Here is a 10,287-nt window from a genome sequence, read left to right as displayed (position 1 = left end):
TGGCGCGGTTGACGGGGCTCGAACCCGCGACCCCCGGCGTGACAGGCCGGTACTCTAACCAACTGAGCTACAACCGCCCACTGCCCGTTCCCGATGGAACGTTGGGGTGTATTATGGCCCCGCCCCGACATCGTCAAGCGGCGTTTTGAAGTTTTTTGACAGAAGCCGGATTTTTCCATGCGGACGAAATCAAAGGCCCCATTTTCGTATGTCAAACAGCGTTTTCCGGGCCGCTCGGGCTTGCGCGGGCCATTAGGACGCGATAACAGCACGCGCTATGGGTGATTAGCTCAGTGGTAGAGCGCTTCGTTCACATCGAAGATGTCAGGAGTTCAAATCTCTTATCACCCACCATTCTTTCCTATGAAAACTTACTCTAAAATCCATAGGCTTTGCCAACTTAACAGCTTCTAGATACGAAAAAGGCGGACCTTAAAGCCCGCCTTTCCAATTTCTGCTGTAAAGTTCAGTGCGCCGTCGCTGCCGGACCCGCACTCTCGGCTGCTTTGGCAGCCGCCGCTGCAGCCTCTTCAGCGGCCTCGTCCCATTCGATGGGTTCGGGCTCGCGCACCAGCGCCTGTTCCAGCACTTCCGAGACATGTTTGACCGGGATGATCTGCAGGCCCTCTTTCACATTGTCGGGAATCTCAGCCAGATCCTTTTCATTCTCTTCCGGGATCAGAACCGTTTTGATGCCGCCACGCAGCGCCGCCAGCAGTTTTTCCTTCAAGCCACCAATCGGCATCGCGTTCCCGCGTAGGGACACCTCGCCGGTCATTGCAATATCCTTGCGTACCGGAATACCGGTCAGGACCGATACAATCGACGTTACCATCGCCAGACCGGCCGACGGGCCATCTTTGGGCGTTGCGCCATCCGGCACATGCACGTGGATATCGATCTTGTCGAACTGAGGCGGCTTCACCCCGATCTTAGGCGAAATCGACCGCACGTAAGACGAGGCCGCGTCGATGGATTCTTTCATCACATCGCCCAGCTTACCGGTGGTTTTCATCCGCCCCTTTCCGGGCAGTTTCAGCGCCTCGATATGCAGCAGGTCTCCACCAACCGACGTCCAGGCCAGACCAGTCACAACGCCGATCTGATCGTCCTGCTCAGCCAGACCATAGCGGAACTTGGGCACGCCAAGGAAATCATCCAGGTTTTCAGGCGTCACGGTAACCGAGTCGGCCTCTTTCTTGATGATCTTGGTCAGCGACTTCCGCGCCACTTTGGCGATCTCACGTTCAAGGTTCCGAACGCCCGCCTCGCGGGTATAGGTGCGGATGATCGACTGCAGCGCCTCATCGGTCAGTTCAAATTCCTTGGCTTTCAGGCCATGGTTTTTGACCTGCTTGCTAATCAGGTGCTGCTTGGCAATCTCGCTCTTTTCCTCTTCGGTGTAACCGGCCAGCGGAATGATCTCCATCCGGTCCAGCAGAGGCCCAGGCATGTTGTAGCTGTTCGACGTGGTCAGGAACATCACGTTGGACAGGTCATATTCGACCTCCAGGTAGTGGTCCATGAACGTGCTGTTCTGTTCCGGGTCCAACACTTCCAGCATGGCCGAAGCCGGATCGCCGCGGAAATCCTGCCCCATCTTGTCGATTTCGTCCAACAAGATCAGCGGGTTCGTGGTTTTCGCCTTTTTCAGCGCCTGAATGATCTTACCTGGCATCGAACCGATATAGGTCCGACGGTGACCGCGGATCTCGGATTCGTCGCGCACACCACCCAGCGAGATGCGAATGAACTCGCGCCCCGTGGCTTTGGCAACCGACTTACCCAGCGAGGTCTTACCCACACCCGGAGGGCCAACAAGACACAGGATCGGGCCTTTCAGCTTTTTCGAACGCTGCTGAACCGCCAGATATTCAACGATCCGCTCCTTGACCTTCTCAAGCCCATAGTGATCGGCATCCAGAATGTCCTGCGCGCGGCCCAGATCCTTTTTGACACGGGATTTGGTGCCCCACGGCAACGATAGGATCCAGTCCAGATAGTTGCGCACGACCGTGGCCTCAGCCGACATCGGGCTCATGTTGCGTAGCTTTTTCAGCTCGCCTTCGGCCTTTTCACGCGCCTCTTTCGACAGTTTGATCTCGTTGATCTTTTCTTCCAGCTCGGCAACTTCGTTGCTGCCGTCTTCGCCATCGCCAAGTTCCTTCTGAATGGCCTTCATCTGCTCATTCAGATAGTATTCGCGCTGCGTCTTCTCCATCTGGGATTTGACACGGGTCTTGATCTTTTTCTCGACCTGCAGAACCGACATCTCGCCCTGCATCAGGCCATAGACCTTCTCAAGCCGCTCACTGACGCTGAGGGTTTCCAGCAGTTCCTGCTTTTGTTCGACCTCAATGCCCAGATGACCTGAGACCAGATCGGCCAGCTTGGCAGGCTCGGTGGTTTCACCAACTGCGGTCAGGGCCTCTTCGGGGATGTTCTTGCGCACTTTTGCATAGCGCTCAAACTCATCCGCAACAGTGCGCAACAGCGCCTGCGTGGTGGTCACATCACCGGGGATTTCGGTCAGATACTCGGCGCGTGCCTCAAAAAACTGATCGTTTTCAAGGAATTCCGTGATCTGCACCCGCGCCTGACCTTCGACAAGCACCTTCACGGTGCCATCGGGCAGTTTCAGCAGTTGCAGCACATTGGCCAGAACGCCGGCCTGATAGATGCCGTCCACTTCCGGGTCATCGACACCGGGGTCGATCTGGCTGGACAACAGAATTTGCTTATCATCCTGCATCACCTCTTCCAGCGCGCGGACCGATTTGTCTCGGCCCACGAACAGCGGCACGATCATATGCGGGAACACCACAATGTCGCGCAGCGGCAGGACGGGGTATGAGGAATTCAGAGGCTCTTGCATGCTCTATCCTTATCGTTGGCAAGACGGCTCTGGTCCCTGTTTGAGGCAACGCTTGGCCATCTCCTGTCTTGGACGGTTAAAGGTGGGGCTATTAGGGCCCTATTTCAACCTCACCATCATGTCTCAGTTCGCAGCATGACCCGAGGTTTTCCGGACTGCAAGGCACCGGACCGAGATATCCACCGAAATTCTGGAAAGATCTTGCTGCTGTTTCTTAAAGCGGCTCGATATCACCCTGCGCGCGTGTTGCATGGAAATCAGCCTGCCATGCGTCGAAGGTTCCGGCTGCAATCGCATCCCGCATTTCCTGCATGATGTCCTGGAAATAATGGAGGTTGTGCCAGGTTAGCAGCATGCCGGAGATCATTTCATTCGAGCGGAACACGTGATGCAAATACGCGCGCGAATAGTTCAAGCAAGCAGGGCACGAGCACTCCTCGTCCAGCGGGCGCGGATCGTCGGCATGGCGCGCATTTTTGATGTTGACGACACCACGTCTCGTAAACGCCTGGCCCGTGCGGCCCGAGCGCGACGGCAAAACGCAATCCATCATGTCGATGCCACGCGCAACTGCGCCAACGATATCGTCGGGTTTGCCCACGCCCATCAGATAGCGCGGCTTGTCGCTGGGCAGGAAACCCGGAGCATAATCAAGGCAGTCGAACATCGCCTCCTGCCCCTCACCCACGGCCAAACCGCCGATGGCGTAGCCCTCGAAACCAATCGCTTTTAGTGCTTGGGCGCTTTCTTCCCGCAGGTCCTGTTCCAGACCGCCCTGCATGATGCCAAACAAGGCATGGCCGGGGCGGTCGCCAAACGCATCCCGAGACCGCTCGGCCCACCGCATCGAAAGGCGCATCGACTCGGCGATCCGATCCCGATCAGCAGGCAGCGACGGGCATTCATCGAAGCACATCACAATATCCGAGCCCAGCAGGCGCTGGATTTCCATCGACCGTTCCGGCGTAAGTTCATGTTTTGACCCATCCACATGGGATTTGAAGGTCACGCCCTTTTCGGTCAGTTTGCGCAGCCCGGCCAGTGACATGACCTGAAACCCGCCTGAGTCCGTCAGAATAGGCCGGTCCCAGTTCATGAACTTGTGCAGGCCTCCCAGCCGGTCGATCCGTTCAGCGGTGGGCCGCAGCATCAGGTGATAGGTATTCCCTAGCAGGATGTCGGCCCCCGTTGCGCGCACGCTTTCGGGCATCATCGCCTTGACGGTCGCCGCTGTTCCCACCGGCATAAAGGCAGGTGTGCGCACTTCACCCCGTGGTGTGTGGATCGCGCCAGTGCGGGCCTTGCCATCTGTGGCTTTGAGTTCAAAAGAGAACGGCTGGGTCATATCAACATCTCAGATCGCGGAACCGGGCAGGCTTTGCCCGATCCGCAAGCGCTTTGCAACCCGTCAGGGCAGCGAGGCGACTCGGGCCGTGAACAGGTCAACCACCCCTGCGCCGTCTACGTCCCGACAGACAGTCACAGGTGGGCGTTGGTTGTGAGGTACCGTTGCGCCCAACGCATCCCCTTCGGTAACGACCCGCAACCCGGTTTGTACCACGTCGAACATGTGGCCATGGGTGCAGGCGATCACCGCAGTGGAATCATGCAGGCCACAACCATCTAAGCCGCCGATTTCCTTGTAGAACTGCAAATAGAACTTGGAGATGTCCCGCAGAAACACACCCATATCGGCTGATTTCTGTGCCAGCGCCTCAAAATCCGCGTTCTGATACAGCGTTTTCAACGTCACATCCAAACCCACCAGAACTGTCTGTGGTGGCGCAGCAAAGACCGCATCGGCGGCATGCGCATCGTGATAGATATTGGCTTCGGCATGCGGGGTGATGTTGCCCGGGCAATAGACAGCGCCCCCCATGATCACCAAACGGCCAAGGTTCTTTGAGAACTGCGGGTCCAGCGCCATCGCATCAGCGATATTGGTGAGCGGACCGACGGCACAGACCACCAGTTCGCCAGCATGTTCGCGCGCCATTTCAACCAGAAACTCAGACGCCGTCAGATCATGGTTCTGCCCAATCTCAGGGATATCGGTCAGATCACCAAATCCTTCTGGCCCGTGCACATGCTCGGATGGGCTGTGATCGTCTTTACCATGAGCCGCGGTCGCGCCTTGAGCAATGGGTATATCCAAACCCAACTTATCGACCAGAAACCGGGCGTTCCGGCTGGATTGGTGGACATGTGTATTGCCAAAAACGGTGGTCAGGCCAATCAGGTCAATCTCGGGTGCGGCGGCAGCGTAGGCGATGGCCATGGCGTCATCGATGCCCGGGTCTGTATCAATTATCAGTTTCATCCCGCTCCGATAGCGCAGTCGCAGGCAGATGCAAAGCGATCACTGTCTTCTTCACAAACGCACAACGCTATTTGCAACCCACGGCATTCACGCCATACCAGAGTTGAAATCGGACGACTCAATCCCCAAATGTATACTATAGTACACAATAAATGAGGACAGATATGACAGAAGAGCAGATCATCGGATTGCTTTCATCGAACATTATCTACCTGCTGGCCGCCGTACTGGTGGTTATTGTTATTCTCAAAGGCATCAAGATTGTGCCTCAGTCAGAAAAATACGTGGTTGAACGGTTCGGGCGTCTGCACTCGGTGCTTGGGCCCGGAATCAACTTTATCGTTCCGTTTCTGGATGTTGCACGCCACAAGATCTCGATACTGGAACGCCAGCTGCCAAATGCGACCCAGGACGCGATCACCAAGGATAACGTGTTGGTTCAGATCGACACCTCGGTCTTCTACCGGATTTTGGAGCCGGAAAAGACAGTCTACCGTATCCGCGATGTGGACGGTGCGATTGCCACAACCGTCGCCGGCATTGTCCGTGCTGAGATCGGTAAAATGGATCTGGATGAGGTTCAATCGAACCGGTCTCAATTGATCTCTCGCATTCAGGAAAGCGTTGAAACTGCCGTGGATGACTGGGGGATCGAGGTAACGCGTGCTGAAATTCTGGACGTAAACCTTGACCAGGCGACGCGCGACGCGATGTTGCAGCAGCTGAACGCCGAACGCGCGCGCCGTGCGCAAGTGACAGAGGCCGAAGGCCAGAAACGCTCGGTGGAGTTGCAGGCAGATGCTGAGTTGTATGCCGCCGAACAATCGGCCAAAGCCCGCCGCATTCAGGCCGATGCCGAAGCCTATGCGACCGGCGTTGTGGCCAAAGCCATTCAGGATAACGGGATTGAGGCTGCTCAGTATCAGGTTGCCCTGAAACAGGTGGAATCGCTCAACGCGCTGGGCAATGGTTCGGGCAAACAAACCATTGTTGTTCCAGCCAACGCCTTGGAAGCGTTTGGCGATGCGTTCAAAATGCTGAAAGGGGCAAAGTAATGGCTGATCCCTTTTGGCTGACATGGTGGATCTGGTTGGCGGGCGCCTTGGCGCTCGGCATACTGGAACTGGTGCTGCCCGGGTTCATCTTTCTGGGCTTTGCGATCGGGGCCGCGATCACTGGTCTGATACTTGTCATTCCAGGCGTCACGCCATCGCTGCCCATCCTGCTGCTGATCTTTGCGGTTCTGTCCCTGATCGCCTGGCTGATCCTGCGCCGGATGTTCGCGCTGCCGCATGGCCAAGTGAAAACATTCCAGCACGATATCAATGACCGACACCCTTAAGGTTTTGCCCAGCCTGCATGACTGGACGCTGGGCACACCATTCCCTATATAAACGGTCAGGCAACTGACCCGAGGCAAAGATGACTCACCCCAGCGAACAGTTTGAAGGTGCACCACTGATTGCGCCATCAACCATCGAACACCCCCTGTACGAGCATGTGGTAGACGCATGCCGCACGGTCTATGACCCTGAAATTCCAGTCAATATCTATGACTTGGGCCTGATCTACACGATCGACATCAAGGACGACAACGCCGTCAAAGTGATCATGACTCTGACTGCACCGGGATGCCCGGTTGCCGGGGAAATGCCCGGCTGGATCGTCGAAGCCATCGAACCCGTGGCTGGCGTGAAAGAGGTTGATGTCGAACTGACGTGGGAACCGCCTTGGGGCATGGACATGATGTCCGACGAAGCACGGCTTGAACTGGGCTTTATGTAATTCGACCTTCACAGCCCAGTTAGCGCCAATTGTCACAAAACATTAGCTTTTGCGTTACCTTGCTGTGTGCCGCCTGTCACATTGCTGCGGGACATATACGGCGCATCTGCAATCGCACAGGTTGAACGAAGTGATGCGCTTGGGCCGTGACCAATGCGCCGCCCCCCGTCGCCAGGCCCCGAATTTGGACCGCTCTTGCCCGAGAGCGGTCTTTTCCTTTGTAGAAGACGCGATATCCAGGGCCTATTTCAGACCGCAGGTTGATTTGATTTCGGCTTCGCGTTCGTTGAGCGCCTTGATGTAATCCCCCGAAAGCATTTGCAGCCTCTTGCCCTCCGTTCCTGTCACAAGCCCCAGCAAGGCCCCGGCCGGCGTGATCGCAGCCACGCTTTCCAATTGCTTATCCTCGGCATGTTTCTTTTCGGCGTCAATGGCCCGCAAATCACCCTCGGCTGTGGCGCAATTAACAGGGTGGCGCTTTGCCTCGGTTTCGGCCTGCGCGGACGAAGCCAGCAGAAACACTGTGCAAGCGCCCGAAATCGCACGCGTGATTACATTAATATTGGTATATAGAATCCTCATTTTTATGCCCTTTTTCTACCTGAATACGGAGCAATACGTCCCCCGCCAAATGCCTTGCCCACACGCTATGCGCACTCTCGGCACCAAGGCAAGCCGTTTGGCTCGCTGTGATCTACTCTAAAAATCGCGTCTTTCAACTGCTCTGACTTGAGCCTGACGGTCGACGCCCCTAAGTTAACAGTATCGCGCGATGACGGAGACACAAATGTTCGGCATTCCCGGCAAACAGGCCGTGACCATGACGCCCAAAGCTGCAGAGCAGATCACCCGCCTGATGACAACGGGCGGACATGCCGGTTTGCGCATCGGTGTCAAAAAGGGCGGCTGCGCGGGCATGGAATATACCATGGACTACGTGGATGAGGCCGATCCTCATGATGAGGTCGTCGAGCAAGACGGCGCACGCGTGATGATTGCCCCAATGGCGCAGATGTTCTTGTTCGGAACCGAGATCGATTATGAGGTCTCACTGCTGGAATCCGGTTTCAAGTTCAGAAACCCGAACGTAGTCGACGCTTGCGGATGCGGCGAGTCGATCAAGTTTGACGAAAGTCTGTCTTCACAGGCTTAGGCCGACTTTAAATGCACATAGGTTTCGTTGAAGCGTTTCGTCAGGTGCTCACCTGCCGAAATCACCTGATCTGACTCAGGCGGCGCGACATTGGTGTCGTAGGACGGGTTAAAGAACAACGGGACCGAAATCCGTTCATGCGCCCCGCCAACAACCCGGTGTTCGGTCGCCTTGACGCGACCCGCTGTCCAGAACTCCAGCATTTCACCAAAGTTGATGATGAATGTGCCGGGTGCGGCCTCGACTCTTTCCCAGGTCCCGTCAGGCATGCGAACCTCAAGGCCCGCAGTTCCGTCGGTTGCCAGCAGGGTCAGGCAGCCATAGTCGGTATGGGCCCCAATACCGAAATCCTTCTCGCGCGCCCAGACAGGTCGCTGCGGATAATAGTTCCCACGCAGCAGCGCCATTGGCGTGTCAAAAGCCGTGTCGAAACTGTCAGCATCCCGACACAGCGCGACGGCGATGGCGCGTAGCACCCGCATCGCTACACCACACGCATCCGCATAATAGGCACGGATGGACTGCTCGAACCCTTCCGGTGCCTCGGGCCACTGGTTCGGCGCATAGACGCTCAGTTTTCGCGCGTGATAGGGGCTCAATTCAGGCAGTTCATAGCCGCAATCAAAGACCTCTTTGAAATCCGGGTTGGCGTTCGGATCCACCTGTTCGGATTTCGGCGCGCCCCAACCCCGGTTTGACCCGGTCGCAGCCATATCGACCAGTTTCTTATCCTGCTCAGGCTGCCGGAAGAAATCGAAGTAAGTCGAAATCACCTGCTGCACCCGTTCAGCACAAAGCCCAGTATTCCCGATGGTCAAAAAACCCACCTGCCCGATGGCTTGCTGAAGCCGGGCAAGTTCGTCTTTGTCGCGGCTATCCAGTTTTTCGAGATCAAGATTATCAATCATGGCGCCCTCACCGAATCACGGCGGACCGTGCCGAGCTGCAGCCGGAACTGCAACCGGAATTGTAAGGTCCGATCAACGGTGCTATCCGAAAGGCAAATCGCGGATCTAGCAGGAGAAACAGATATGCGGCGCAAGCTGGCAGCTGGAAACTGGAAAATGAACGGAACCGGCGCGGCCCTTGCCGAGCTTATGGCTCTGGCCGAGCGCCATCCAACGCCCGGGGTCGATATCCTGATCTGTCCTCCGGCCACTTTGTTAGAGCGTGCTGCCACAACCGTCGAAAGTTCTGGTGTGGCCGTTGGCGGCCAGGATTGCCACGCGGAAAGCGCCGGCGCGCATACCGGCGACATCAGCGCCGAGATGCTGCAGGACGCAGGGGCTTCGGCGGTAATCCTGGGTCATTCGGAACGTCGCGTGGACCATGGCGAGCAAAATGAGGATGTACGCGCCAAGGCCCGCGCCGTGATGGATGCGGGGTTGCAGGCGATCATCTGCGTTGGTGAAAGCCTGGAACAACGCGAGGCTGCGAACACTTTGGACATCATCGGCGGTCAGATGTCAGGCTCGATCCCCGATCAATCCACCGGCGAGAACCTGATCGTCGCTTATGAGCCGATCTGGGCCATCGGAACCGGCAAAGTCCCAACGCTGGACGAAATCGGCGCCGTGCACGATTTCATCCGCGCTCGTCTTGAACGCCGGTTTGGTGAGGGTGTCGGCCGTTCGGTCCGCGTGCTTTATGGTGGCTCGGTCAAGCCATCGAACGCGGCTGAGATTTTTGGCGTTTCAAATGTGGACGGTGCACTGGTGGGTGGCGCCAGCCTGAAGGCGGATGATTTCTCGGGCATTATCGACGCGCTGGAACACGCCTGATCAGGCCAGTTTCATCGTTACAATCCCGGCGATAATCAAAGCCGCGGCCAGCAGGCGCATGGGCGTCAGCGCCTCACCCATCACGGTGACGCCGACGACAAACGCGCCGACCGCGCCGATGCCAACCCAGATCGTATAGGCGGTGCTCAGCGGCAGCTCTCTCATCGCCAGCGACAGCAGCCCAAACGACCCAATCATGGAAACTCCCATAATCGCAGTCGGCCAAAGCCGCGTAAAACCGGCGGATTGCTTCATCGCGCCCGCCCAGACAATTTCTAGAATTCCGGCAAAAACAAGCATGATCCATGCCATGAGGTGACCCCTTATCAAAACGGGTCGTCCCGCATGATCTACCCGTGTTGGGGAGGTCGTC

Annotated in this window: 11 protein-coding genes and 2 tRNA genes; 6 read left to right on the top strand and 7 right to left on the bottom strand. The window is 56.9% G+C overall.

From position 1 onward, the window contains the following. A tRNA-Asp gene (locus tag AC2FFE_RS20470) sits at positions 1–77 on the bottom strand. A gap of 202 nt (positions 78–279) precedes the next feature. On the opposite strand from AC2FFE_RS20470, the gene AC2FFE_RS20465 reads away from it, so the two are divergent. Beyond that, positions 280–354, top strand: a tRNA-Val gene (locus AC2FFE_RS20465). Between the two features lie 112 nt (positions 355–466). On the opposite strand, the gene lon is transcribed toward AC2FFE_RS20465, so the two are convergent. From lon to AC2FFE_RS20450, 3 genes are all read right to left on the bottom strand, one after another. After that, entirely contained in the window at positions 467–2,875 is a 2,409-nt protein-coding gene (gene lon / locus AC2FFE_RS20460) for an endopeptidase La (RefSeq protein WP_496821047.1), read from the bottom strand. Positions 2,876–3,089: 214 nt separating this feature from the next. Beyond that, positions 3,090–4,220 carry a tRNA guanosine(34) transglycosylase Tgt gene (gene tgt, locus AC2FFE_RS20455; RefSeq protein WP_496847567.1) on the bottom strand — a complete coding sequence of 377 codons (1,131 nt, stop codon included), beginning with the start codon at positions 4,218–4,220 and terminating at the stop codon, positions 3,090–3,092. A 63-nt stretch (positions 4,221–4,283) separates the two neighbouring features. Then, positions 4,284–5,195 (bottom strand): nucleoside hydrolase, encoded by a 912-nt coding sequence (locus AC2FFE_RS20450; RefSeq protein ID WP_496847565.1) that lies wholly within the window; start codon positions 5,193–5,195, stop codon positions 4,284–4,286. Positions 5,196–5,359: 164 nt separating this feature from the next. Here AC2FFE_RS20450 and AC2FFE_RS20445 point away from each other — a divergent pair, with 164 nt between their 5' ends. The 3 genes from AC2FFE_RS20445 to AC2FFE_RS20435 all read left to right on the top strand — a co-directional run bounded on the left by AC2FFE_RS20445 (position 5,360) and on the right by AC2FFE_RS20435 (position 6,980). Then, entirely contained in the window at positions 5,360–6,250 is an 891-nt protein-coding gene (locus AC2FFE_RS20445) for an SPFH domain-containing protein (RefSeq protein WP_496847563.1), read from the top strand. After that, positions 6,250–6,537 carry an NfeD family protein gene (locus tag AC2FFE_RS20440; RefSeq protein WP_496821042.1) on the top strand — a complete coding sequence of 96 codons (288 nt, stop codon included), beginning with the start codon at positions 6,250–6,252 and terminating at the stop codon, positions 6,535–6,537. The genes AC2FFE_RS20445 and AC2FFE_RS20440 overlap by 1 nt, the downstream gene beginning before the upstream one ends. 80 nt (positions 6,538–6,617) lie before the next feature. Then, on the top strand, positions 6,618–6,980 hold the full coding sequence (locus AC2FFE_RS20435; RefSeq protein WP_496821041.1) for an SUF system Fe-S cluster assembly protein: 363 nt from the start codon (positions 6,618–6,620) through the stop codon (positions 6,978–6,980). A gap of 243 nt (positions 6,981–7,223) precedes the next feature. On the opposite strand, the gene AC2FFE_RS20430 is transcribed toward AC2FFE_RS20435, so the two are convergent. Beyond that, positions 7,224–7,562: a hypothetical protein gene (locus AC2FFE_RS20430; protein WP_496847561.1), complete on the bottom strand. Its 339-nt coding sequence runs from the start codon at positions 7,560–7,562 to the stop codon at positions 7,224–7,226. A gap of 205 nt (positions 7,563–7,767) precedes the next feature. Between AC2FFE_RS20430 and AC2FFE_RS20425 the strand changes: the two genes are divergently transcribed. Further along, entirely contained in the window at positions 7,768–8,133 is a 366-nt protein-coding gene (locus AC2FFE_RS20425) for a HesB/IscA family protein (protein WP_170536994.1), read from the top strand. Here the strand turns inward: AC2FFE_RS20425 and AC2FFE_RS20420 are convergent. Continuing rightward, positions 8,130–9,041 carry an isopenicillin N synthase family dioxygenase gene (locus tag AC2FFE_RS20420; RefSeq protein ID WP_496821039.1) on the bottom strand — a complete coding sequence of 304 codons (912 nt, stop codon included), beginning with the start codon at positions 9,039–9,041 and terminating at the stop codon, positions 8,130–8,132. The two genes, AC2FFE_RS20425 and AC2FFE_RS20420, sit on opposite strands and share 4 nt — an antisense overlap. Before the next feature lie 123 nt (positions 9,042–9,164). Here AC2FFE_RS20420 and tpiA point away from each other — a divergent pair, with 123 nt between their 5' ends. After that, a complete protein-coding gene (gene tpiA, locus AC2FFE_RS20415) occupies positions 9,165–9,914 on the top strand; it encodes a triose-phosphate isomerase (protein ID WP_496847559.1) in 750 nt (249 codons plus the stop codon). Here the strand turns inward: tpiA and AC2FFE_RS20410 are convergent, their stop codons facing one another. After that, a complete protein-coding gene (locus tag AC2FFE_RS20410; protein ID WP_496847558.1) occupies positions 9,915–10,226 on the bottom strand; it encodes a DMT family transporter in 312 nt (103 codons plus the stop codon). Positions 10,227–10,287: the final 61 nt, after the last annotated feature.

It is taken from the genome of Ruegeria sp. YTSA168, from assembly GCF_059610045.1.
The sequence above is the reverse complement of the archived record's forward strand: the minus strand, read 5'-3'. Positions and strand labels throughout refer to the sequence as shown.

What these genes read in the sequence shown, in the direction of transcription:
- lon (WP_496821047.1), bottom strand. Translation starts at nt 2,875, where the DNA reads ATGCAAGAGCCTCTGAATTCCTCATACCCCGTCCTGCCGCTGCGCGAC.
- tgt (WP_496847567.1), bottom strand. Translation starts at nt 4,220, where the DNA reads ATGACCCAGCCGTTCTCTTTTGAACTCAAAGCCACAGATGGCAAGGCC.
- AC2FFE_RS20450 (WP_496847565.1), bottom strand. Translation starts at nt 5,195, where the DNA reads ATGAAACTGATAATTGATACAGACCCGGGCATCGATGACGCCATGGCC.
- AC2FFE_RS20445 (WP_496847563.1), top strand. Translation starts at nt 5,360, where the DNA reads ATGACAGAAGAGCAGATCATCGGATTGCTTTCATCGAACATTATCTAC.
- AC2FFE_RS20440 (WP_496821042.1), top strand. Translation starts at nt 6,250, where the DNA reads ATGGCTGATCCCTTTTGGCTGACATGGTGGATCTGGTTGGCGGGCGCC.
- AC2FFE_RS20435 (WP_496821041.1), top strand. Translation starts at nt 6,618, where the DNA reads ATGACTCACCCCAGCGAACAGTTTGAAGGTGCACCACTGATTGCGCCA.
- AC2FFE_RS20430 (WP_496847561.1), bottom strand. Translation starts at nt 7,562, where the DNA reads ATGAGGATTCTATATACCAATATTAATGTAATCACGCGTGCGATTTCG.
- AC2FFE_RS20425 (WP_170536994.1), top strand. Translation starts at nt 7,768, where the DNA reads ATGTTCGGCATTCCCGGCAAACAGGCCGTGACCATGACGCCCAAAGCT.
- AC2FFE_RS20420 (WP_496821039.1), bottom strand. Translation starts at nt 9,041, where the DNA reads ATGATTGATAATCTTGATCTCGAAAAACTGGATAGCCGCGACAAAGAC.
- tpiA (WP_496847559.1), top strand. Translation starts at nt 9,165, where the DNA reads ATGCGGCGCAAGCTGGCAGCTGGAAACTGGAAAATGAACGGAACCGGC.
- AC2FFE_RS20410 (WP_496847558.1), bottom strand. Translation starts at nt 10,226, where the DNA reads ATGGCATGGATCATGCTTGTTTTTGCCGGAATTCTAGAAATTGTCTGG.